Origin of the sequence: Arthrobacter sp. ok909, assembly GCF_900104405.1 — a bacterium.
GTDB classification, from domain to species: domain Bacteria; phylum Actinomycetota; class Actinomycetes; order Actinomycetales; family Micrococcaceae; genus Arthrobacter; species Arthrobacter humicola.
Genome location: NZ_FNJS01000039.1, coordinates 20,075 through 42,347, shown reverse-complemented (window position 1 = coordinate 42,347; position 22,273 = coordinate 20,075). Strand labels below are relative to the sequence as shown.

The following is a 22,273-nucleotide window of genomic DNA, read 5'->3' as shown; positions in this document are numbered from 1 at the left end:
CGGCCGGTACCGGTCCGGGTAGAGGTCACTTCGGAACAGCACTGTGACGAGCCACGCCCCGTCAAACAGGGCGGGCAACCTTCTGATCAAGTCACCGATGTGGGCCGGGCAGGTATCGGCCGCCCACCCCATGGACGGACGAGTCGACGGAAGGGCACCCGACGGGGGCCAGTTCTTGTTTGAGTCGCGACCACAGGGCGGAACGGCCAGCACCTACTCTGCCAGCCAGTCCCAGACCAGCCACACCAATCCTCACAGTTCTTGTTGCCGGGCCGGGACCGGGTGAACGTGATCCGGCGGGCATGGCAGTATGCGAGAAGGTGCTCGTTGATGAACTCGGATCCGTTGTCCGAATCGATGCCGATGATGGGGAAGGGGAACACGGCGGTGACGTGCTCGAGGGCCTCGAAGACCCATTTGGCCGCCTTGTTCCGCACGGACCGGTTCACCGTCCAGCCGGTGGCGATGTCGGTCACTGTCAGGGTGAAGCAGAACTCGCCGAAGCTGTTGCCGCCCTCGTGGCCGACCAGGTCGATCTCCACAAAGCCCGGGACCGCGTCGTCCCACTCGGCCCAGGTGCGGATCGGGATCTGGGCCTTCAGCAAGGTGCCGGGCTTGGTGTGGGACCGTCCGCGCGGGATCAGTCTCGCGCGCTCCGGCGCGAGTTTGCGGTCGATCGTCGCGGCACTCATGCGCATCAGCAGGCCGGCCTGCTCGTCGGTGAGCTCAACCTCTCCATCGCGGCGCAGCAGCGGCACCAGAACGGGGCAGCATCGGTGCCAGCAGCCGGCCGGCAGGGGCCCGCAGCACCGCCCAGCACTTGATCAGTGCCGGCAGCAGATCAGGGCCGTACACGGGCGCCCTGCCCGGCCGGGGCTTGATGATCTTCAGGACCAGGGCATCACGCAACGCCGCACGCGCGTAGTCGCGATGCCACCCGGTCAGCTCAACCAGCTCATCAAGGATCCGGGACTTCCCCTTCCGCGATGCGCCCTGATACGTGAGGGCCTTCTTCTTCGTCACAGCCTGCCGTTGGGCCATCGTTAGCTCCATGAAAACGGGCATAGCTGGCAACCGCCGCCAACACCGTCAACCACGCCACCAGGCGGAGGTTTTCAACTGAGGCAACGTATCCGGCTACGCGGAGGTTTTCCACGAGTCAACGCGGAGGATTGCGGCCCATCGCACGCAGGTCTATCCTATTGCGCATTGGGGGTCAAAGAGGATTTCCTGCAAGGCGGCGCCGAATGTATCGCAGGCTATTTGTCTCACTCTTCGTTATTCTCAGCCTAGCTTTGACGTCCTGTTCAGGACCCAAAACGAACAGCTCAGCCACAACCTCACCTGACACATTGTCGCGTAACCACTCCGTGGAGCCGACGACGCAGCCTCCCGAGCCTGAATCTGCGGCTCCGACCCCGGTAGCACCGCCCACGGAACAACAAGCACCTGCGCCTCAGACGCCAGCAGATGCAGGGACAGTGGCCGGCATCGTCATGTGGCCCGACAAAACTCCGGCCGTAAATACGACGGTCGTCTTTTACCCTCAGGGGTTTTCGCTGAGTTTGGGCACACCTACAGTCGAGGGGGTTTTGGGTCAGGACGGTGCTTACTACATCACGGACTGCCCTTGCCATCCTCTGGTGGGCTGGATCCACGTTCCATCGGTCAGTAATCGCGGCCCGTGGGATGGCGGACGGGACTGCAACATACCGCTCATACCACTCATCCCCCAAGGCACGATCGGCGGCGTAATAGTGAACAGGGGCGGCCGGTTGGATTGGGTAGTCCTGAACGCGCCGTGTTCCTGGAACCCCTATAGCTTGAAACCGCAAGACGCTGCTCAGCAAATCGCGGCACTTCGTAGCGAGCAAGCAGCTGTTCTAGCCAATCCGAACGACTATTCCATCCCGGACCAGGGCTACGCCGGCACCTGGCAAGACGCACGGACGAGGGTATCTCGGTAGCACAGCGGGTTCCGCCACGTCCGCGTCGGCAGTAGCTGCGGCAACCTTCGGAGCACGCTTGGCGGCAGCTGTGGAAGCCCCCGCGGGGCTTTGGCGGTCCGGGTATCGGGAACGAGTGCGGCCGGGGGCGGGTTTCCCTCAGACTGCCCGGGCCCCGGCTGACAGCTCGGCCGCCGAAGAGCGGTCATTCGGAGAGGACAATGTTTCGCCTCCCTCACCGCGCCGGCCGAATGAAACGTATTAATACCCTTAAGTGCCAAAATAGCTACATGCCTCCGCGTCTCTTCGACCTCAACTCCCCCTGGCACTTACCTGCCCCTCCAGTGCGCGTGGGACATCATTGCCGAAATCGACATGAGCTGGCCCCAATGGTGGCCGCATTGCAGCTTTGCCGCGCCGCTTAACCGCACCGAGGTCAGAACTAACTCTCAAGAGGACATCCTCAAAGCCACTACCGCCCACACGGGCAGGGCCGCGGTTAGCTGTGAAGTCGTGTGGGTGGCAGCTACATGACTCGTCTCAGTGTTGGCACGTGCGCAGTGGCGGTCCATTCGCCGTCACCATGGTGGTGGATGACTTCTTCTGTTTCGGCATGGTGGCCTCTGCCGACCACAATGGAACCGTGATTGAAGACACTCCTGAAGTTGGTGGGCAAACTGCATTGCCGGGCCTTTCCACTGCGGCAGACAGGGCGTTAAGACGTGAGCTCGAGGAGCTTCGTCTGGACAATGCCAGACTGCGGAAGCTCTTGGAACTCACGGAACCGGAGTCAAAGGCAGCCCACCTGGCTCAGGCTGTACTTCCTTCAGTGGTGCACCATGGTCCGGTCACCATGGATTCGTCTCCGGAAGCGAAAGTCCGGCTGTTCCAGGATTTGTTCAGGGCGCGCAATGATGTGTACGCAGTCCGGTGGGAAGACTCGCGTGACGGCCGCTCCGGCTGGGTCCCTGCCGTCGCCGGTGGCTGGCGTAAAGGCGCGAACATCGCAGGCGCCAGATTCCTGCCGCTTACTCCAATAGTCATTGCCGACCATTTGCGCGGAGAGCAGCACATTGGCCTCTATCCTTTGACTGAACAGGACACCTGTTGGTGGGTCGCCGCGGACTTTGACGGCGGCGCCGCAATGCTCGATGCACTTGCGTACGCTAAGGCTGCTCGCTTTCGAGGTATTCCCGCGGCCCTGGAAGTGTCCCAGTCCGGGCGTGGCGCCCATGTGTGGATCTTCTTCAGCACCGCCATACCGGCGTCCGCAGCTCGCCAGCTTGGCACCGGCCTCATTCATGAGGCGATGGCGCTTCGCGGCAGCATGAGCCTGGCAAGTTACGACAGGCTTTTTCCCGCCCAAGACGTTCACTCGGGCAAAGGTATGGGGAACCTGATAGCCGCACCGCTGAACGGCAAGCGCCGCCAGCATGGCACCACCCTGTTCCTCGACACAACGACCCTCGAACCATATGAAGACCAATGGGCGTACCTGTCCAGTCTGGATCGGCTTTCGGATCGTGAAGTTCGCGACCATATCCGCAGACTGCCGGCAGTTAGGCTGGGAAATGAAGTTCGCCGGCTGGAATTGCCCCAATCGTCCAAAATTGTTCCGCGCCCCGCACTGATTGTTCGTGCAGGTTTCGCGTCACGTCTGACGATCAAAGCCGCGGACCTTGGACCAGCAATGATCTCGGCCGTCAAGCATGCCGCGTCCATGCCGAACCCGGAGTTCTATGAACGCCAACGCCAGAGGCGGTCCACCTGGAACATTCCTCGATACCTGCGCAACTACGACGAAACGCTTGACGGCGACCTTATCTTGCCCCGTGGTTTGTTGCCCCTGTTACAGCAACTCGTCGAATCGAGTGGCAGCTCGCTGCGCATTGACGATCAACGGGCGCAAGGCACGGCTCAAAGCTTCGAGTTCTCGGGCAGCCTGCGCTCCGAACAACAAAGCGGCTTGGACGCCGCCACTGCCGCCGAGCACGGAGTCCTGGTAGCCCCGCCCGGCACGGGAAAGACTGTGATGGCGTGTGCTGCGATGGCACTGCGCGGCGTCTCAACTCTCATTCTGGTTGATCGTAAAGCCTTAGCGGAGCAGTGGCGCAGCCGCATCCGCCAGTTCATGGACGAGCAGTGCGGCCAAATCGGAGGTGGCCGTGCCAAGACGACGGGACGGGTCGATGTCGCGCTGTTGCCTACCTTGGCCCGGCGGGAAAATGTTGCCGAGCTGACCGCCGGCTACGGTTTCGTCATCGTAGACGAATGTCACCACGTCCCGGCGGCAGCATTCACCCACGTCATGAACCAGATTCAGGCCCGGTACTGGCTGGGGCTGACGGCCACGCCATACCGCCGCGACAAGTTGGACTCGCTGATCTATCACCAGCTCGGCCAAATCTCCCACACGATTTCCCCAGCTGTTCCGCAGCAGCTGCCAACGCACGCCCACGAGATTGCCGAACCGGCGCTGGCTTTGGAACTGCACCGGACCTCATACGTGTACGACGGCGCCGCAGACCCCAGCGAGCCGGGCGGGATCTCTGCCATCTACAAGGACTTGATCGCCAACGAGGAACGCCTGCAGCAAATCTACGACGACGTCATTGAAGCTTACGAACAGAACTCCCGAATCCTTGTACTGACTACGTGGAAAGCACATCTTGAGTCCCTGAGGTCCCGGTTCGAGGCGGCTGGTCTGAATCCGGTGGTTTTCACTGGGGCGATGAAAGCCAAGGAACGACAGGCCGCCGTCGACCTTCTTGCCACCACTGATGATGCGCAGCCTCTGCTGGTCTTGGGCACCGGCTCATACATTGGAGAAGGCTTTGACTGCCCAAAACTGGATACCCTGTTCCTGGCAGCGCCTGTGTCGTTCAAAGGCAGATTGGTCCAGTACGTCGGCCGGGTTATCCGGCCGTACCCGGGTAAAACTGTCTCGACTGTTCACGACTACTACGACGAATCCACACCCGTACTGGCAGCGTCCCTGAATAAACGGGCGCCAGGGTACGTCTCGCTCGGGTTCCCTGATCCGCGCAAGCTAAAAAACAGATGACAGCGTTCCCAAGACCGTAGATGGCGGGTGCCTGCGTTGCCACAAATCCTCGGAACCGTATTCTTGAGAGGTCACCTTCGGGCAGCCGGATACGTCTCACGCCAGTGGACTACCTGATACCGCTTAGTATCAGCGAACATGGACATGAACCTGCGTGTTTCAGAAGGCGGTGACCGCCGTCCGGATGAGCCTAATGCCATGGCGCACACCCCCAAGTCGGAGTTTCTTGGTCAAGTCGCCGGTTAGGACGTCCAGCGTCACCGGCACATGCAAAAAATCAGCGCGGGCCGGGACTTCGTTAAGAGCCATGAGGCCGGGGTGTTGAAACGCCTTTAGGATGCCTGAGTTGTCGCCTCGATAAGACCACGTCATCGCCTTGCGAGGTCTTCTTGTCTGCGACGCATTGCCTGGCCACAACCGAATGGGTGTGACGGCTCGTCCCTCCTGCACGTCCAACAAGTGGCGGCAGCAATATAGCACTTGAGTTGTAGAACACCTGAGTTGTATGATGGCCTCGATGTGGAATGTTGACGTGGGACTCGTGGAGCCGTGGCTGTTAGGTCTTGACCAAGACTCATATGAGCAGATTGTTGCTGCATTAGAGCTTCTCGCCGAGCGCGGACCTCAACTTGGTCGTCCATTGGTCGACACAGTGGTCCGTTCACGGCATAAGAACATGAAGGAACTGCGGCCGGGATCGAGCGGGCGGTCGGAACTGCGAATCCTGTTTGCCTTTGATCCAGAGCGGCGGGCGATCCTGCTTGTCGCCGGGGACAAGGCGGGCAACTGGAGCAAGTGGTACACGACGAACATTCCGGTTGCGGATGACCTGTTCGATGATCATCTGAGGATCCTGAAAGGAGAGGCATAGTGGCGAAGTCTATGGAAGAACTACTGGCCAAGCGTCCGGTGGACCGGGCAGCTGTGGATGCCCACAAGAAGCGGATGCTCGATGAGGTCCGGGCCTACCGGCTTCGGGAGCTCCGCGAGGCATCTGAGCTAACGCAGGTCGAGCTGGCTGGGCGCCTGCATGTCAGCCAGAACCGGGTCTCTCGCATCGAGCACGGTGACATTGATCGTGCCCAGGTCGACACCTTGCGGAAATACGTCGAGGCGCTCGGCGGCCGGCTTCGTGTCGAGGTAGAGCTGGGCGACGAACGGATCCAGATCGCCTGACGAAACGACCCGAAGCGATCAGCGACGGCAGTCGTCTTGCCCGTACAGCGAGGTCTAACAGGTGGGAAAAAGGAGTGTGGACAATGTCCACACTCCTGGCCTCGGACTGGGCCGTACATGGGTTGGATCGGGCCGGATTCCGCATGTTTTCGGGAATTCCCAGCGTTTGCAGGGGCGGGAATGCAGTTCGAGTCCCACCTCGGGCACGTGTTTTCCCTGTTCAGGGGCTTGTGGGCCTCTGAATGTGTACAAATCTCCTTTTGCGGGCCCCTGCGGGGGCCCATTTTTTGTTGGTGGTGGCTGGTCTGGCGGCTCCTACTCTTGACTTGGACAGTGGTGTTGCTGGTTACTCCTTCATGGCCGGGAGCGCTTGGAACTGCATGACTTGCTGTGGCTTGGGATCATTTGGACCTCCTTCCTTGCTGATTGTGTCGGACGTGGTCGGCCTTGTACCTATTCATGTCCGGGAGTTGTGGTGATGACATGACCTGAGGGAAGTTTCTGCGAGATTTTCTCGTCCTCGATTCGTCCCTTTTCTTGGCCGGGGAGAGGTGAGCGGGCGTTTGGCGGAGGGTGTCAGATTGTTTGTGTAGGAGGGCTGTAGTCGCTGGATGATTGGAGAATCATTGTGGCTATGACTAAACCCCGTGAAGCGTTGCCGGAGGAGCTGGCCTCCGTCGTCCACGTGAGCCCGCAGGCCATTTCGCTTGCCGCGCGGGAACTGGAACGGTTGCAGTTGGTGATGCGTGTCCCCGATGCCGAGGACCGGCGCCGGGCCTGGATCGAGCTCACCGACGCGGGGCGGCAGAAGCTGGCACAGGAGTCCGCGGCCGGTCAGGGCTGGCTTGACCGGGCCATTACGGAGCGGCTGACAACGGAGGAGCGCAAGGCGCTGGAAGCGGTCATCCCGATTCTCCGGAAGCTTGGATCGGAGGCCTCCGTTGACTGAGCCGGCCGATCGCCTGCGCCTTTTGCCGGCACTGGTCTACGCGGCGCTCTCGACGGCGATCGTGAGCTCGCTGGGCATGCTGCTGGTGCCCACCATCTCCCGCGAGATGGAAGTTTCGGTCAGCACGGCGCAATGGATGCTCACCATCAACCTTCTGGTCGGCGCGATCGCGACCCCTGTCATGGGCCGGCTCAGCGACGGACCGCACAAGAAACGGCTCCTGCTGTGGTCACTGACGATCATCCTCATCGGATCCGTCGTCGCCGCGGCGGCGCCAAACTTCACGGTGTTCCTGATCGGACGGGCGCTTCAGGGCCTGACCTACGGGATCGTTCCGGTGACGATCGCCCTCGCCCGCCGCTATGTCGCCGCCGATAAGGTGCAATTCGCCATCTCCAGCCTGTCGGTGACCGTGGCCACCGGGATCGGGATCGGCTACCCCCTGACCGGGATCATCGCCGGGATCTTCGACTTCCGGTTCGCATTTTGGTTCGCCGCACTGTTCGTGGTCACGGCCATCGTGGTCGTCTTCCGCACCGTTCCGGCCGGACCCGACGAACAGGCCCCCCGGGTATCCTTCGACTACACAGGCGCCGGTCTGCTCGGCCTCGGCCTCGGCACCCTGCTCCTTGCCGTCAGCGAAGCGCCGAACTGGGGCTGGAGTTCGCCGTGGACCATCGGTGCCTTCATCGTCGCGGCGGCCGGCCTGGCAGCCTGGATCGGGGCCGAACTGCGGACGCAGCACCCGCTGATCAACCTTCGGGTCCTCCGCAACGGGGAAGTGCTGCTGGCCAACGGCACCGCAATCGGACTGGGAGCCGCGATGTACATTGGCCTTTCGATTTCCAGCCTCGTTGCCCAGGCTCCTGCCTCGACCGGCTACGGCATGGCGCTGCCGGTGTTCTGGGCCGGTTTCGTGATGTTCCCGCTGTCGGTGGGAAGCTTTGTGGCCAATCGTCTGGTGCGCCGCCTCTCGCGCCGGATCAGTCTGACGACACTGTTGCCGATCGGTGCCGGCATGATAGCCGCAGCCGGAATGCTGCTCTGGTTCGCCCACACCGGACTCTGGGAGATCCTGATCGGAATGCTGGTCTTCGGTCTGGGAACGGGTGCCAGCTATGCCGCCATGCCGGCACTGATTGCGCGCAGCGTGGCCGCCGAAGAGCTGGGCAGTTCGGTGAGCTTCAACCAGGTCCTGCGCACCGTGGGAAGCTCCTTCGGCACCGCCGTCTCGGGCGCGGTGCTGGCAGCGAACATGGCCCCGGATCTCCACCCGACCGGCGCCGGAATCAATGCGACATTCGCGATCGCCGCCGTACTCTGCGCCGTGGTCTTTATCACCCTGCTCATCCACACCCTCATGACCCGTTCCCGCCGGGCAGCCCACGGGCGGACTCAGGCCCGGATAGATTCACCGCGGTAGGCGGGCCGCCGAGGACGGGTCGCCCCACGGGTGAAGCGCCCTGAGGGCTACCCGAACGCCGTCGGGTAGCCCTCCACCAGATCCTGGGTTGCATCTGCGCGTCGAGGCGACTCGACATCCCGGACACGCTGATCAGGATGTTTCCCTCCAAGATGGACTCAGAGAGCACGTCGTGTTCGACGGCCGCGGCTAACGGCTTTTCCTTGACGAAGCACATCAGTGCAGCGGCGATCCAGGGCCAGCGGCACCATCCAGACGAAGATCGGCGTCAATGATGGAATCCTTGACCGGTGCGGGCAGCTTGCTGACCACCGTCGGAGACAGGGAGTTCGATCCTCCGGGAGTCCCCCCGCCGGTGGCCGAGGCGGGCAACCGCTCGGCGAGTAGTGCCACCAGCCTGCTGGCAAAAAGGCTTCCGACGACGGCCGAGCCGAGGGTAGCACCGATGTGGCGGAAGAAGTCGTTCGACGCCGTGCCGGCGCCCACCTCGCGGAGTGGGAACGAGTCCTGGACGATCAGCAGCCTATGACGGCCAGGCAGGCGGAGAACTCCCACAGCGCTGAGGCCGGTTTACGGGTGGAGAGCAGCACCAAGGCGATTGCGACCATGACGCCGCCGGCAATCGGCATCCATTTATAGCGGCCCGTGCACGTTCGCGGGCATGTGGAAGCTGATTCCAGAGTGCTGGTGGTGATGGTTGTACCATCCACGAATCCGCTGATGAATGCCCCGGCGTCATGGACCGAGGCGAAGCGTTCGGGAAATTCCGGACCGTATTTCAGGGTCTTGAACAGCACCTCGCTGTACGGATTGTCATTGGACACCCGGGGCCTGGAGTGAGACCGGGTGACCTCCAGATCCGAGAGCAGCGCGGCCACGGTTTAGACGTCATGGACGTGCCCCGGTCCGCGTGCACGACCTGGGGAATGCCATGGATGCCGAAGATCCCCTTCATCATCTCCACAGCCAACACTCCGGATTCGGTGGCGTGGACATGCGCGCCGACGATGAACCTGGAATGGATATCGACCATCATGTAGCAGTCAAAATACTTCCCCCTGACCGGGCCCGCGAGCTTTGTAATGTCCCAGGTGAACATGTGGCCCGGGGCCGTAGCGACCAGTTCCGGAACCGCCCGGGGCGGGTGTTTGGCCAGCCGGCGGCGTTCCTTGACCTGCTTGTTTTCCTCCAGCACGCGGTGGAAAGTCGACAAGGATCCCAGATAGATCCCCTGATCCAGCAGCTTCGTGTAGACCTGCTGGGGTGCCAGGTCCACGAACCCGGGCGAGTTCAGCACAGCCAGGATCTCTGCCCGCTCAGCGGCGCTGAGCTTGTTCTGCGGCACCACCGGCACTTCATCTCGCGGCGGGGCCGGTTTCCGGTTCGCGGTCGTCCTGGAAACACCGGTCAATGATGCTGCCTTCCGCGTGGGGATCTTTAGCTCCAGCATCGACCGGTAGGTGGCCATCAGCGTTTCTTGGACCGGGGCCCGTCCGGCATATCCTCTGAGGCGTTCTCTAAGAACGCCTGTAGTTTTCCCATCAGCTCCAGGGCTGCCTCGGTCTTCTTCAACCGGCCCTCACTCACCTCTAACTGGGGGCGCAAACGCGCCTTCTCAACCTGGTCCGCCGCTGACCGAGAAGGATACCTCCGGGGTCCTCAGCATCGTCGAATCACAAGGCGTTATGTGGGTCGAGCGGGCGGCGCCGTCCGGGGTGGCCCCGGTGACAGTTATGCCCTCGCCGGGTCCGGTGGCGATCTTACCCACCCGATCGCCAAGGGTGTGATCGACGTTGTCGTTGGTGATCGCGGCCGGTTGAGCTTCGAACAACCTTTGACGATGCCAGTTGGAGACGGTGTGCTGGCTTACCCGATCGAGGTTAGCCTTGGACATAGACCCATTGCGGTGACGCCTGCCGCGCATCCAGACTTGCCCTTCGTCGTTGAGGCCCTCCGGAACTCAGCGAGCGTGCGCGTCGTTAAGGAGGCTTCGCGGACCGGCCCAACGGCAACGCTCGCTCTCAACGACGAAGGAGTGGTCCTCCTTGACGCGGTCGGCGAACCATTAGCAGACCCGCCCCGCCGAGACCCGTCACCAACCCGTCACCGACGCCACGATGGCCTTGATAGCGTCCGCGTTGCTGAAATTGGCGCGGGGGACTCGCATCCGCGAGCTCGAGTCCGGAACTGGACCCACCGAGCTTCCCGATGACGTTTCGATCTCGATCAGCCGAATAGACCCAGCCGCGGCGTTCGGCCCGTTCTTCCATGGCGTCGGGGATGGTCAGGGTCAGAGCAGTGATCCGGGGTGCGCCAGAGTGAACAGGGCGCAATAACGCTTGGGTAACGCCAGCGGTTTCATCATCAAGAAAACTGCCAAGTTGAAAGGACTCGGTCATGGACTTCGATGGGCCCGAAGTGGGCGGTGGTGTCGCAGTACACAAAGGATCGACAGAACAGCAAATCCCGTCGACGACAAGCAGCCCAGGAGGCGCCGAGGGGGGCGCGCCGAAGAATGATTTCACCGACCACGGCGGCCGAATCATCCAGAGTCCCAAAGTCGTGCTGATATTTTGGGGGAGCGCGTGGGCGTCTATCCCACCACCAATTCCGAGCCCCGGGGAAATTGCCGACGCCGTCAGCACAATTGCAACGGGACAGTACACCGACTCGCTTCGTCAGTACCGGGGGATCAGCCGCGGGTCCTTGCAGCAGGTGGCGTACGTAACCTCTGCCGTTGGGAGTGCCCCGGCAAGTCCACCCAACCCGTTCAGCGACGGTGACGTCCACCAGGTGATCAACGAGTTATGTTCGGCGGGGCGGGTGCCCTCACCGGCCAACGATGGCAACCTATTCTACTGTGTCATCACCCCCACGAACACCGCAAACACCAATGCGAATTTCATTGGTGAGCATACGTACAGCACGATTGCCGGCGTCCGCGCGCATTGGTCTTGGGTCACCAACAACGGTTCCCTTAATTCGGTGACGTCGATCTTTTCGCACGAGCTCGTGGAAGCTGCAACCGACCCAGAAGGCGATGGCTGGACAGGGAACGTGTGCAATCAAGGCGGCTGGTGCGAGATCGGGGACGTGTGCGGGGGCAACACCGCCATCGTCGACGGCGTCATCGTCCAACGATACTGGTCCAACGCTGACGGACAATGCGTCGTGCCTACCGACCCGATCGTGAAATCCGACAAAGACACCAAAGACACCAAAGATCGCAAGGACAAGGACAAGGACATCAAAGACCGGAAGGACCGCAAGGAAATTAAGGACAGCAAGGAGAAGGAAAAAGACGCCAAGGAAAAGGACCGTGACCAGCCGCCCGTTGCCGCAACTTTGGAAGGCGTGATGACTAGGCTCGACGAAGTGTCACGACGCCTCGCGGCCCTCGAGTCCGGCAGTGGAAGCCTACCTTCCTTCATTGAGCCGACTGAACGCCCGGACGTTGGCGGCGGCGTGTTGAGGGATGAATCCTGAGTATCAAGGAGGACGGATGTGTCCTGATCATTTGCAGCGATGACGACGCCGATGCAAGGCGCACCGCACAGAACTGGTCCGGACGAATTCCTGCGTACTTGGTGACCCCCCGAGACCTCGGGCGCCGCGGATGGGTGTTCAATCCCGCCGATCCTCTGGCCGGACAACTGATCGCCGAGGGTCGGCGACTACAAGTTGCGAGCGTCCATGCCGTACACACCCGGATTGGCGCCATAACAAGTGAGCATTTGCCTCACATCCGTTCGGAGGACCGAAGTTACGCCGCTGAGGAGGTGAACGCATTCCTCGTCGCCTGGCTCGCTAGCCTCCCGTGCACGGTCATGAACCGTGCCACGCCGCGGTGCCTGGCGGGCACGGTATGGTCACCGGAAGAGCTGAGCAAACTTGCAGGACCCTTGGGTCTCAAAATGCGGCCCGTTCACCGTTCGTCCCACGCCGCATGGCTACTTGAACTACCACCTAACAGCGTTGCTGTCAGTGTTGTGGGCAATCGCTGCTTTGGAGGATCACCTGAAATGTGCGAAAAACTCATTGATCTCGGCTCGGCGGCGGAGATGAAATCCATGACGGCCTTCTTCGCACCCTCGTCGGCGAACGGACCACCAGAATTGTTGGAATGCGTCCCCTGGTTGAACTTACGCAATCCCCTCATTGCAGATGCGCTCCTCGATCTGCTGCTGCTGGAGAAATCGTGACGAGGCGGGTCCCCGGCGACGCTGTTCTCCTTTGGGGCATACCTACTGAAACAACGCTCTCCCGCGTCGAGCTGAGCTTGCGGAAACTTGGCGCTCCAGTCTTCGTCATCGATCAACGCCGTATCAGGGACACAGCCCTCGAGTTGGAATCAGGCGCAGGGATCCATGGGCATCTGCGCTTCGGCCCCTGGTTTGCAGATCTCGACACAGTCAGGTCTTTTTATATGCGCCCGTATGACAGCCGCGAGCTGCCAGCGGTGGTGAACGCCACGAACAACAAATCCTTGACCGACTACGCCCTAAGAACCGAGGAACTTACGAGTACCTGGGCAGAAGTGACACCGGCCTTAGTCGTCAACCGGCCCTCGGCGATGGCCGCCAACAACTCTAAACCATTCCAAACAGCCCAGGCCGCGTCGATCGGCTTCTCCGTCCCCGAAACCTTGGTCACAACGGACCCCGCAGCCGTTAAAGCCTTCCAAAACCAGCATGGTGAAATCGTCTATAAGTCAATCAGTGGCGTTCGCAGCGTCGTGCGAACGCTCACATCGGAGCACGATGACCGGTTACACAACGTGGAAAATTGTCCCACACAATTTCAGCGTAGGATCATCGGCACAAACTACCGTGTACACGTCGTTGGCTCCCAGGCATTTGCCTGCAGCATCACGAGCAAGTCCACCGATTACCGTTACGACTCTGCTTGCCGTGTAGAGGCGTGCATTCTCCCCCGCCATATCGAAACGATGTCAATAAACCTGACGCGGAAAGTAGGCCTTGAGGTATCAGGTCTGGACCTCATGAAAGATCTTGAGGGAAACTGGTACTGCTTCGAAATGAACCCATCCCCCGGATTCACGTTCTTCCAAGACCGCAGCGGCCAGTCAGTCGACGCGGCCATCGCGGACCTTCTCGCCAGCGGGCGGAGGAGTGACTCGCCGCCAGTAACGACAGACCGTGCGCTCAGCCCGGGCCAGCTGGCCGGTCAATGACCTCAATATCCACCGGGGGTCAGCATTGCCTCTGCCCTAGCCATGCCGCCGGGTACACCGTTACGTCCACAGTTCCGGCCGCGGCTGGCGTCGAGTCGCAAGCGGCTGGTTCGGCTATCGAAACCTACCGGCAATGAAGCTCCGCTTTTCGTGCTTCGGCTGCAACGACCGCCTGTTCGGCTTCAGCAATGAGCTTGTCGATGCGTTTGATCACCGCTTTGTCCTTTTTCGGGTCGTGTCCGTCCTTTGACGACTCAAGGCCGTCAATCCGCTGTTTCAGGTTGTCCATTGTGGTGCGCACGTCGGTGCATGCCTGCGATTCGGTTCGCCAGACTTTGACTCGCACCAAACATCTGTCGTTGCCGGCTGAACCGTTCCGGGAATCATGCCGCCGTTTTGTTGGCGGCGTCGTCGGGTAACGAGCCGGATTCTCGAGCATAGTATGCCTGCTCGCATTCCTCGGGCGTCTGGTGCCCGAGTGCGGAATGGAGGCGCTGGTTCAGCGCGCCGCTGCGGAAGGGTGAATCTTTCGCGACGGCTTCGTTCTTGAAGAGCCCCATCACGGTCTCGGCAGCGGCATTGTCATAAGCGTCACCGACGCTGCCGATGGAGGGCTGCAGGCCCTCCAGGGCCAGGGTGTCGGTGTACCGGATGGAGGTGTATTGGCTGCCTGTAACTGAGTTAAGCCGAATTCGGCTTAACTCAGATTATGCCGGGGTAACCGTCACGCCGAGGTTGGGCCTGGCTGGGCACACTGCGGCCGTGACCAGGTTCTTAGGGCACGAACAGCGACGTCGCGCAGTTGCTGTCAGCCACAGCGCAATCGGCATACGCACCGCTGACCCAGATCTTGGCCTTGACGAGCACCTCCGAACGTTCGAGGCGAGACTTCTTCGCCCCTTCGCCACGGGAGGACCGAGTGGGCTGATGACAGTGCTCAGGATGCGGTCAAGGACCTTGCGTCGGCCTCCTCGTCGAGGATGCTGTGGCGGTGTCGGTGAGGAGTGAGGGCCGCTTGGTCCAGGTCCTCATGAGCGTGGACGGCGCGGTCTCCCGCGTGCCGTTGGGCCTGCTCTGTCTCCTCGGATGTGCGGTGGTCCTTAAAGGGTGACGTCGTTGGGCGGCGGTAGAGTTGATCCATTTCGGAGCAAAACGCGGCCGACCAGCTCGGACGGGCCAGGCGAGGGAGGGAGCGGCCGGGGCTGCGGTGCCGGATTGGGCGGATCTGGCAGCGTGATTCCTGACCCGGGTGATGGAGGCGGCGGTTGCTGGAGCGAGGGGTCCGTGACGTCCGCGAGGCCTTCGCTGGAGTCCACGCGGGGAACGCCGAGCGCTGGCAGGCCCAGGAGCTGAATGACGGTTTTGGGGACGTCCACGTGGGAGGACCATCGGCTGTCAATTACTTGCTTCACCTGCCCGCCGAAGACCAACAAGGCTACGCGGGGCCCATAGGCCAGCTGCACCCCGTCGCCGGTGTGCTCGACATTCGGGGTAGCCACGTGGTCATCCCAGCCGCCCCAGTCGTCCCACGTCAGGAAGAAAACAGTCTCCTGCCAGCCGCCGGACTGAACGACGGCATCGACGCTCTCCCAGATCTTGTTCATCCCGATCGAGACGTCGGCGAGGGGATGTTCATCTTCGGGGGAGTTGTGCCAGACGTAGCTGAGGGCCGGAAGTTCCCCGGCTTGGGCATCACGGACGAAGTCTGATGACGGCACCAGGTTGGGTGAGCCCTTTAGCTGTTGGTAGAAGCCGGCAGGATAGTCGCCGCTGCCGGTATAGCACCTCCAGCTGAGGCCATTATCGTCCGCGAGCCCGGGCACCGAAGGCATGTCCCACAGGGGCGGAGGCTGCCGGCGGGAAGGGTTCTTCAGCGTTGGGCTCTGCCCTCCGACCAGCAGCAGATGATTGGGAGTCGAGTTCGTCCCGAATCCCGAGCAATGGTTCTCGAAAAACGCACCGGTCAGCGCGAGGTAGGCGTAGAAGGGGAGGTCTTTGACCGTATCGAACTGTGTGTGGCTCGCTGTCCCTCCACCCGTAAGCCACCGATCATAGGAAACGCGGTCGTGGCGGGGATCCGCCAGCGGCGGGTTGGGCTGGACCGGCCACCCCGTGGCGACATTGGCTCCATACGGGGCAAGGCCACCGAAGTAGTTGTCAGTCGTGTGGTTCTCCTGGATGAAAACAACGACTCTCTTGATACCGGTGGGGCCACTCATGGTTTGTCCTCTCATTTGTGACAAGGGAAGGCGCGGCCGGCCATCTCAGCAGCGACCGACTTCCCTCCAGGCTCAGAACCACCCGACTGCACTACGCGCAGCCGGTGACGGGTGCGGGCACGGGAGGATCGCTGGCGAGCCAAGGCCTCTCAACGAAAACCCGGATGGCATGACGAATAAGAAAACCAAGGGTCGGCTACGAACAGAATGGCATTGAGCACGTTATTGCAGCGTTACAGCTTGAGCTCCGGTTCGTCACGGCAGAAAGGCGAGCGGAATACCGGACGCCGCCTCCCGGTATCGGATCGGCACCAGCCTCAGTAAAACTCCAACACCGGCGTTTCCCCGTTATTCGCGAATGCGTGGACAACGCCGCGATGAAATCGCTCCTTCCCTGCTGCAAAGCCCGTCCGGGTCCGTCCCCGACCGCCCGCTGGCGGACAGGTCCTGAGGCCCGGGGGCATTACCGAGGTCCTTCAGGCTCAATCCCTTCAGCCGTTCGGCGTCAGCGTCCAGCTCAGTGGCTCATTCTTCGTCCCTGCCCATGCAGCCTATGCATTCCCGCCCTCGCGCAGAGAGGAGGTACGCTCAACGTCCCCGGGCACTGTCGACGGGCGCTCCGGGAGCCGAGCGATCGCGTCCAGGTGTGCCATTCACTGACAAGGCCCGTCGGGACCGGACACTGCTTGGATGACAGGGCAGGATCGGAGCCAAAGGCCCGGCCGTGTCCATGCTGAGGGCCGGGTCCAGGCAACGTCGGATGAACGGTGGCTTGGGTAACACAGGCCGGGAACGGGCCTCGACGGGGGACCGGCACACGATAAAACTCGAGGTCTCAGCTGCGCTGCCGAGCCGCGCGTACGCGGGCTGCCTGGCGGAAAGAGGCCGGGTCCTCCCATCACCGCTGAAGGGCTCCGATGATCCGGTACCCAACTTGGTGGGATATTAGTTTTTGCCAGATCTCAATCAAGTCTTGAATTCTGCCAACGTGACCTGCAAATATTCTCGCTAAGTGGGATGAGGCTTGGAACGCAGGGGACCACATGTTCACTCTCTATCGGCCCGCACCGGCACCACGCCATGGCCGGCGACGTACTTCCTAGCACCCATCACCCGGCGAAGAAATCCCGCGTCGTGGGAAACCTGAAGCCGGGGACGCTTCCAGGCGGGGACAGCGGTCAAAATGTCCCTGATCCCCATGAGTCCGTTGACGTCATCATCGAGCCGAATTCCAATGTACCCGGGTCGGGCGAAAGCTGCCCACGATACATTCCAGGCGCTGTGGGACCGACTCCTGAGCGCGGCGGCTTCCCAGGACGCGGGCCCGCGTCCACCGCTGAATATGAACAAAATCTCGCGCAAGCTCCACCACTGTGTCCTGACCCGGGAGACTCTCACGCAGCTCATGGATCTGGACCAGCCCCGCCCGATCGGACGACTCGCGGAAAGCCATAACATTCCTTTGCACGACGACGCCGGTGCCAGCTTGACAAGATTCCACGAGCAATACGAGCTGTTGCTGCGATCCGCTGACGTAGGACACCATTGGCTTTGACGCCTTCGTCGTCCTCCTACTTGTCAGATAGGGTCAAGCCTGTCGAATGGGTTGAGAGCGCTGCGCCAGGGAGTAGACGAGGGGTCGGACCTGGTCAGGCATCGTCGTGTCGGACCAGCGGAATGTCTGGCTCTCGCTCCCGCGCGACACCTCCAACTCGTAAGTGAATTGATCGGCGCCTGGGGCGGGCAACGCCTGAGAGTTGGCTTCCTCCGCCGGGCTAAAAGGACGGATGCCCATGTCTGAGGCACCTCCGAGCAGGCTCACGGCGATCAGTGCGACATCGTCCGGCAGATCAGGCTCCGCGGCCTCTGCCGCCATGGTGATTCCGGCGATCCCGCCCGAGCGTTGGTAGCTTACGTGTAGTTCGTCCATTTAGCCGCTCAGCGGACCCTTACTTTGACGGCATCCCAGGCTGACTTGACCGCGTTTGCTTGGGTGCTTGTTGCCCCGTAGCGGGATCGCGCCGACCGGAGAGTGAGACTCGCGAACGAGCTGAAGGTTGCGTTTGGTCGCAGTCGGGGGTCAACGAGGGTGTCGTACCAAATCTGTCCGGCTGCCTCCCACGCGTTTCCCCCGATCGCCGTGGCGACGAGGTAGAACGCGTGATTAGGGATGCCGGAGTTGGTGTGGACGCCGCCGTTGTCGGTGGTTGTCTGGACGTAGCCGTCCATCGTCGCCGGTTGGTGGTCGTAATGGTTCGCGGTTCCGGGCGCCTTCATCGAGCGGAGGGCGGGTGCGAGAAGCGGTCCGACGATGTCGGCGCCGATGAGCCAGTCGGCTTGTTGCGCGGTCTGTCCGAGGTGGTACTGCTTGACTAGCGAGCCGAAAACGTCCGAGCACGATTCGTTGAGCGCGCCGGACTGGCCGGAGTACATCAGGTTCGCCTCGTGCTGAGTCACGCCGTGGGTTAGTTCGTGGCCGACGACGTCGATGCCTTTTGTCGTATCGGTAAGTGTCGTGCCGTCCCCGTCGCCGAAGAACATGTGGCCAGCATCGTCCCAGAAGGCGTTGTCGTAGTCGGTGCCAAAGTGGACGAATCCCTCGAGCGGCATGCCCTGGCCGTCGATCGAGTCACGGTGGAAGACGTCCCAGTATAGGGCGTATGTGTAACCGAAGTTGTCATAGGCCTGGTTCACCGATTGGTCGGTGCTCGGCGGTTCGCCTTCGGATCGGACAAGGGTTCCCGGAGTCTGGTCACTGGAATGCGCCTGGTCGTAGATTCTGCGGTTGGGGGTGCCGGCTGTTGGCGTCGGCTGGAGCGTGATGGGGCGCGTGAGGGTGCGAGCTGCGATCTCCGCCCTGGCGAGCCGGAGCCCTTGGTCGATTGACAGGGTGGACAACAGCGCGTCGCGCTGGTCGGGTTCAGCGCTCCGGGCCAGTTCGATCAGTAGATCTGGGGGGAGGATGCAGGCAAGCGAGTGGCGAGTGATGGTTAGTTTCGATCCGACGCGCGGCGTTCTTTCATACATGATGATCTCCTTGTCGCTATTTTTCCGCTCTGCAAGGCGCTCACGAGGGAGCTCCTGCATGCTCGTGCAGTCCAGCCCGAATGAAGACAGCCAATATCTCCTGCCTCACCGCGGCCTCGCAGATCGAGTGTGTGCCTCTCTGCGTTACTGAGCCGTTATCGAGGTGGCGAGCGCCTGCCCGCGCCTGAGCCATTGGGCCATCTCGCGCTGGTCAGGTGTTTGCCCCTGCGCTGCCGCCCAGCCAGTCAGTGTCAATAACGCCGCGATAACGCAGTGGAGCTAGATTCTCTCGTCTCTGGTGATGGCTTTCCAGCCCGTTATAGCTGGTCGTGGCCCGTGTTCACCTCCGAGAGCTGCTGGGGAGGACGTGGTGGTCAGTGTGGTGGTGTTTCGTAGCTCATCTGAAGTCGGACGGGAGGCATGATGACTTCCCGGGCTAGGCTGGAACAGCTGGGGACCGTGGTAATCCTGATCAGGCACGCGGATGTAACGCTCGATGGTGGTGCCGATCCTCCGCTGAATGGTGCCGGTACCTCCCGTGCACAGCCACTGAGGCACGTGCTTGGCGACTCCGGGGTCACTGCAATCTTCGTGAGTTCGCTCCAGCGGACGCAAGCAACCGCCCAACCGCTTGCAGGTGATCTTGGGCTGCCGGCAATCGTCCAGGATGACACGGCGTCGATTGCCGGCGCGATCCGTCATCTGGCGAATTCCGAGACAGCACTTGTCGTCGGACATAGTAATACCGTGCCTGACGTCGTCGCGCGACTGGGCGGCCCGCCGATGACGCCCATCGCAGCCACCGAGTTCGATCGGCTCGTTTTCCTGGCAAACTACAGGCTTTGCACCCTTCGCTACGGGTAGGAAGACCCGGCTAGCAAACTCGCGGACGACGCCGGCATGGAACTCCCGCGGGCCGGCGCGGTGGACGTGGATCCACAGGGGAACTCTCCCAGTGGCACATCCCCAAACGGGTGCTAACGCTCGATGGATTCGATGCGCTCGGACCGCCCGTCAACCTCGTCACTAGGGACTTTTGGCCGGGTTTCCGGGGAAAGTCTGATGGCGACCACTGTTTTTGCGCGAGCCGTCAGGGTGCCAAGCTCACAGTATTTCGCTTGACAACGCTGCCGGAGGCGGCGGGCCACCCGGGGAATCATGTCAAGATGCCCGCTTGGGTTGTTTCGTGGAATCATTTGGTTTTGCCCGGATGGCGGGCCGGGGTTTGGTGCCCTGTTTCGTGGTGGTCAGGGTCAGGAGTTCGGCGCTAAGTGCCTGGATCTGTTCGACCAGGTCGGCGCGAACGGGTGCGGATAACGACGTGACAGTCGGTGAGATGAGGGCCGTAGCATTCCAGGGCACCGTCACTGCTTGGGTTGCATCCCAAAGATGTGCACGGACTCCAGCGTGGCCGTGTCCCATGTGACGCTTACGTACTTGCACGCCAGGATCGGCGCGAGGGTCTGAATGGAATTGTTATCAGTGCGCTTGGAGCATAGGAAACCGGAGGCGCTGTAGAACTGGACGCTGTTCGGTTCGTACGTCCCGCCCGCTGTAAAGCCGAAGTCGATCAGCAGGTAGTGGTCGATCCACGCTGAGGCTGTCGTTAGACCTGCTGCGAGCCCTTTGACCTCGGATTCGATTCGCTCGTTGATGCCGTCTAGAACGGACTTCCCGATCTCGGCCTCGATTCGGCGCACAGTCTCTTCCGACTCCTCCGATGTGTTCATGATGTCTCCTTCCTCGTCGGGCGGGGGCGGCGGATGCGCGTCTGTGACGTCGACACAGCCATTCCGGCCGACGTCGGGTGATGCTCCGTCCTCGGAACCTTGCACTGATAACCATGTAAGCCGTCAGACGTTACGGCCGCGTTACTTCCCCCGACATCTGCCATCCGTAACGTTGGGATAACGCCTGCGTGCTTCCTTTGGAGGATAGTCCCCGCGGGCGTGCGAGGACGCGACAGATCGAGGTAGCAATGAGCGCTTCTCCAGAACCCGGCTCGTCGGCTGCAATCGAGCAGATGACGGCAGACCTGCGAACCACGAGCACCGATGTTCTCGGCGTTCCACACGACATTGCCGAGGCGGCGGCCGGGGCGGGGCTCCAAACCGCGACCGGCACGATCGCCTTCGCCGGCCAGTACGCATCAGGCAGCTACTCCGTCCAGTTCAACGCGCAGAACGGAAGTGGGTACTCATCTTCGTGGCCGCAGTGGGCGTTCGCACTCGCGAAAGATGCCCTGCTCGGTAATAAGAGGGTGTGGGTCGCATCCAACGGGGATCCCTTTGGCTCGAACCTCGTCTTCGTGTTGGTCTTCGCCTGATCTTGCGGACGGCCGGAGGCCGCACTACGGTTCGACCTTGGCCTGGTCGCCCCAGACTCGATAATGATGCTTTGATGTGGGCGAGTATCGGATGATGCGTGCTGGCCCCAGTACTGCGGTCCTGCGGCAAATTACCCGGGACCAACTACTCCTTCCACCTCGTCGCTGAGGAAGCAAACTTCAACCGAGAGGTGATGTTTCTCTGTTATCTAGTGGCGATCGAGGGAAACCGTGGCCAATAGCATTGATGCACTCAAATGGACTCAGCCAGCGGCAGGAACGAGCGCCGATCAGCTGGACCTCAAGGGTATCCTCCAGGGGAGCGGACTCTTGGGCGATGACAACGCTCTCAGCGACGGGAATTTCCAGCGCACTTGGCGCGCCGACACTCCCGAATCTCTTCAACTGATCTCGTCTGGCGTCACGAAAATGACGAAGTGGTGGCTGGCCGCCGTATCGGGTGTGGGTGGCGTCACGGCCTTGATCAGCATGATTGTGGGCTATGTGCGGGCGGCTACCGAGCCCCTCACAAACGCGGTGGGAGAACCTGTCACCGTGGCCTTCATCGCGGGTGGATCGCTCGTGCTTGCCGCATCGGCGATCGCACTGGCAGTCTTCGTGCACGGTGACCTTGAAGCCAGAGGAGCGGCCGCGGCGGCTCAGTTGGCTGCCCGCGGTAACGTGATGGCAGCGTTCCTTCGAGCAGAAACCGTGGCAGGCGGCCGTGCAGGATCAGCGAGAGGAGCCGATGATGTCGGCCATCTGGTCAAGGATCTGCAGAAGTTGAAGGTCGCCGGAGCCGACGTCTTCGTTGGCACCGATAAGGAGACTGTGACAATCATCCACGCGGCTCCGTAGCACCTATGGGCCATCAACTCAGTGGCAACGTGCACGCCCCATTCCCGGGTGCATGATGCGCGGCCGTCATGGAGCAAGAGTTCAGCACGGG

The 22,273-nt window shown here is 61.7% G+C and carries 20 protein-coding genes and 2 pseudogenes; 11 read left to right on the top strand and 11 right to left on the bottom strand.

The features are described 5' to 3' along the window. Window positions 1-86: 86 nt before the first annotated feature. Complete coding sequence (locus BLR03_RS25035) at window positions 87-758, bottom strand: integrase catalytic domain-containing protein (RefSeq protein WP_254788634.1); 672 nt, start codon at window positions 756-758, stop codon at window positions 87-89. Then, window positions 727-1,041: a hypothetical protein gene (locus BLR03_RS25030; RefSeq protein WP_254788633.1), complete on the bottom strand. Its 315-nt coding sequence runs from the start codon at window positions 1,039-1,041 to the stop codon at window positions 727-729. Before BLR03_RS25030 ends, BLR03_RS25035 begins: the two co-directional genes overlap by 32 nt. Before the next feature lie 1,458 nt (window positions 1,042-2,499). On the opposite strand from BLR03_RS25030, the gene BLR03_RS21145 reads away from it, so the two are divergent. The 5 genes from BLR03_RS21145 (at window position 2,500) to BLR03_RS21120 (ending at window position 8,558) form a co-directional block, all read left to right on the top strand. Then, window positions 2,500-5,010: a DEAD/DEAH box helicase gene (locus BLR03_RS21145; RefSeq protein ID WP_254788632.1), complete on the top strand. Its 2,511-nt coding sequence runs from the start codon at window positions 2,500-2,502 to the stop codon at window positions 5,008-5,010. A gap of 532 nt (window positions 5,011-5,542) precedes the next feature. Then, window positions 5,543-5,881 (top strand): type II toxin-antitoxin system RelE/ParE family toxin, encoded by a 339-nt coding sequence (locus BLR03_RS21135; protein WP_254788631.1) that lies wholly within the window; start codon window positions 5,543-5,545, stop codon window positions 5,879-5,881. Continuing rightward, the gene (locus tag BLR03_RS21130; protein ID WP_091256263.1) at window positions 5,881-6,186 is read left to right on the top strand and encodes a helix-turn-helix domain-containing protein; all 306 of its coding nucleotides are present in this window, start codon (window positions 5,881-5,883) and stop codon (window positions 6,184-6,186) included. Before BLR03_RS21135 ends, BLR03_RS21130 begins: the two co-directional genes overlap by 1 nt. 634 nt (window positions 6,187-6,820) lie before the next feature. Further along, window positions 6,821-7,135, top strand: coding sequence for a MarR family winged helix-turn-helix transcriptional regulator (locus BLR03_RS21125; RefSeq protein WP_091256262.1), 315 nt, complete (start codon window positions 6,821-6,823; stop codon window positions 7,133-7,135). After that, window positions 7,128-8,558, top strand: a complete 1,431-nt coding sequence (locus BLR03_RS21120; RefSeq protein WP_217639826.1) for an MFS transporter — start codon at window positions 7,128-7,130, stop codon at window positions 8,556-8,558. Before BLR03_RS21125 ends, BLR03_RS21120 begins: the two co-directional genes overlap by 8 nt. 216 nt (window positions 8,559-8,774) lie before the next feature. Here the strand turns inward: BLR03_RS21120 and BLR03_RS21115 are convergent, their stop codons facing one another. The 3 genes and pseudogenes from BLR03_RS21115 to BLR03_RS21105 all read right to left on the bottom strand — a co-directional run bounded on the left by BLR03_RS21115 (window position 8,775) and on the right by BLR03_RS21105 (window position 10,452). Beyond that, window positions 8,775-9,113 carry a hypothetical protein gene (locus tag BLR03_RS21115; RefSeq protein WP_139184631.1) on the bottom strand — a complete coding sequence of 113 codons (339 nt, stop codon included), beginning with the start codon at window positions 9,111-9,113 and terminating at the stop codon, window positions 8,775-8,777. A 90-nt stretch (window positions 9,114-9,203) separates the two neighbouring features. Next, window positions 9,204-10,196, bottom strand: a pseudogene (locus BLR03_RS21110) (transposase); the annotation flags it as partial. After that, window positions 10,174-10,452 carry a hypothetical protein gene (locus tag BLR03_RS21105; protein WP_091256260.1) on the bottom strand — a complete coding sequence of 93 codons (279 nt, stop codon included), beginning with the start codon at window positions 10,450-10,452 and terminating at the stop codon, window positions 10,174-10,176. The pseudogene BLR03_RS21110 and the gene BLR03_RS21105, both read right to left, overlap by 23 nt. A 503-nt stretch (window positions 10,453-10,955) precedes the next feature. Here BLR03_RS21105 and BLR03_RS24170 point away from each other — a divergent pair. The 3 genes from BLR03_RS24170 (at window position 10,956) to BLR03_RS21090 (ending at window position 13,752) form a co-directional block, all read left to right on the top strand. Further along, complete coding sequence (locus tag BLR03_RS24170; RefSeq protein WP_139184630.1) at window positions 10,956-12,044, top strand: hypothetical protein; 1,089 nt, start codon at window positions 10,956-10,958, stop codon at window positions 12,042-12,044. A 536-nt stretch (window positions 12,045-12,580) separates the two neighbouring features. Then, complete coding sequence (locus BLR03_RS24755; protein WP_091256258.1) at window positions 12,581-12,760, top strand: hypothetical protein; 180 nt, start codon at window positions 12,581-12,583, stop codon at window positions 12,758-12,760. Further along, window positions 12,757-13,752 carry an ATP-grasp domain-containing protein gene (locus BLR03_RS21090; RefSeq protein WP_091256257.1) on the top strand — a complete coding sequence of 332 codons (996 nt, stop codon included), beginning with the start codon at window positions 12,757-12,759 and terminating at the stop codon, window positions 13,750-13,752. Before BLR03_RS24755 ends, BLR03_RS21090 begins: the two co-directional genes overlap by 4 nt. Window positions 13,753-13,876: 124 nt before the next feature. On the opposite strand, the gene BLR03_RS24165 is transcribed toward BLR03_RS21090, so the two are convergent. The 5 genes and pseudogenes from BLR03_RS24165 to BLR03_RS21070 form a co-directional block, all read right to left on the bottom strand. After that, the gene (locus tag BLR03_RS24165) at window positions 13,877-14,191 is read right to left on the bottom strand and encodes a hypothetical protein (protein ID WP_139184628.1); all 315 of its coding nucleotides are present in this window, start codon (window positions 14,189-14,191) and stop codon (window positions 13,877-13,879) included. A 58-nt stretch (window positions 14,192-14,249) separates the two neighbouring features. Continuing rightward, window positions 14,250-14,435 (bottom strand): annotated as a pseudogene (locus tag BLR03_RS25025) (IS3 family transposase); the annotation flags it as partial. A gap of 417 nt (window positions 14,436-14,852) precedes the next feature. Then, entirely contained in the window at window positions 14,853-15,971 is a 1,119-nt protein-coding gene (locus BLR03_RS21085) for an alkaline phosphatase family protein (RefSeq protein ID WP_091256256.1), read from the bottom strand. 1,588 nt (window positions 15,972-17,559) lie between these two features. Next, entirely contained in the window at window positions 17,560-17,901 is a 342-nt protein-coding gene (locus BLR03_RS21075) for a protealysin inhibitor emfourin (protein ID WP_091256254.1), read from the bottom strand. Window positions 17,902-17,909: 8 nt separating this feature from the next. Further along, window positions 17,910-18,998 carry a M4 family metallopeptidase gene (locus tag BLR03_RS21070; RefSeq protein ID WP_091256253.1) on the bottom strand — a complete coding sequence of 363 codons (1,089 nt, stop codon included), beginning with the start codon at window positions 18,996-18,998 and terminating at the stop codon, window positions 17,910-17,912. A 459-nt stretch (window positions 18,999-19,457) separates the two neighbouring features. On the opposite strand from BLR03_RS21070, the gene BLR03_RS21065 reads away from it, so the two are divergent. Further along, on the top strand, window positions 19,458-19,862 hold the full coding sequence (locus BLR03_RS21065) for a SixA phosphatase family protein (RefSeq protein ID WP_175460650.1): 405 nt from the start codon (window positions 19,458-19,460) through the stop codon (window positions 19,860-19,862). A gap of 500 nt (window positions 19,863-20,362) precedes the next feature. Here the strand turns inward: BLR03_RS21065 and BLR03_RS21060 are convergent, their stop codons facing one another. Next, window positions 20,363-20,728, bottom strand: coding sequence for a hypothetical protein (locus tag BLR03_RS21060; protein ID WP_091256251.1), 366 nt, complete (start codon window positions 20,726-20,728; stop codon window positions 20,363-20,365). Between the two features lie 248 nt (window positions 20,729-20,976). Between BLR03_RS21060 and BLR03_RS21055 the strand changes: the two genes are divergently transcribed. Continuing rightward, a complete protein-coding gene (locus BLR03_RS21055) occupies window positions 20,977-21,324 on the top strand; it encodes a hypothetical protein (RefSeq protein ID WP_091256250.1) in 348 nt (115 codons plus the stop codon). A gap of 330 nt (window positions 21,325-21,654) precedes the next feature. Beyond that, complete coding sequence (locus tag BLR03_RS21050; protein ID WP_139184627.1) at window positions 21,655-22,182, top strand: hypothetical protein; 528 nt, start codon at window positions 21,655-21,657, stop codon at window positions 22,180-22,182. The last annotated feature ends 91 nt before the right edge of the window (window positions 22,183-22,273 follow it).

Bases quoted from the DNA above. Each gene is read 5' to 3' on its own strand.
- BLR03_RS25030 (WP_254788633.1), bottom strand. From the start codon at position 1,041: ATGGCCCAACGGCAGGCTGTGACGAAGAAGAAGGCCCTCACGTATCAG.
- BLR03_RS21125 (WP_091256262.1), top strand. From the start codon at position 6,821: ATGACTAAACCCCGTGAAGCGTTGCCGGAGGAGCTGGCCTCCGTCGTC.
- BLR03_RS21105 (WP_091256260.1), bottom strand. From the start codon at position 10,452: ATGTCCAAGGCTAACCTCGATCGGGTAAGCCAGCACACCGTCTCCAAC.
- BLR03_RS24170 (WP_139184630.1), top strand. From the start codon at position 10,956: ATGGACTTCGATGGGCCCGAAGTGGGCGGTGGTGTCGCAGTACACAAA.
- BLR03_RS24755 (WP_091256258.1), top strand. From the start codon at position 12,581: ATGTGCGAAAAACTCATTGATCTCGGCTCGGCGGCGGAGATGAAATCC.
- BLR03_RS24165 (WP_139184628.1), bottom strand. From the start codon at position 14,191: ATGCTCGAGAATCCGGCTCGTTACCCGACGACGCCGCCAACAAAACGG.
- BLR03_RS21085 (WP_091256256.1), bottom strand. From the start codon at position 15,971: ATGAGTGGCCCCACCGGTATCAAGAGAGTCGTTGTTTTCATCCAGGAG.
- BLR03_RS21075 (WP_091256254.1), bottom strand. From the start codon at position 17,901: ATGGACGAACTACACGTAAGCTACCAACGCTCGGGCGGGATCGCCGGA.
- BLR03_RS21070 (WP_091256253.1), bottom strand. From the start codon at position 18,998: ATGTATGAAAGAACGCCGCGCGTCGGATCGAAACTAACCATCACTCGC.
- BLR03_RS21060 (WP_091256251.1), bottom strand. From the start codon at position 20,728: ATGAACACATCGGAGGAGTCGGAAGAGACTGTGCGCCGAATCGAGGCC.
- BLR03_RS21055 (WP_091256250.1), top strand. From the start codon at position 20,977: ATGAGCGCTTCTCCAGAACCCGGCTCGTCGGCTGCAATCGAGCAGATG.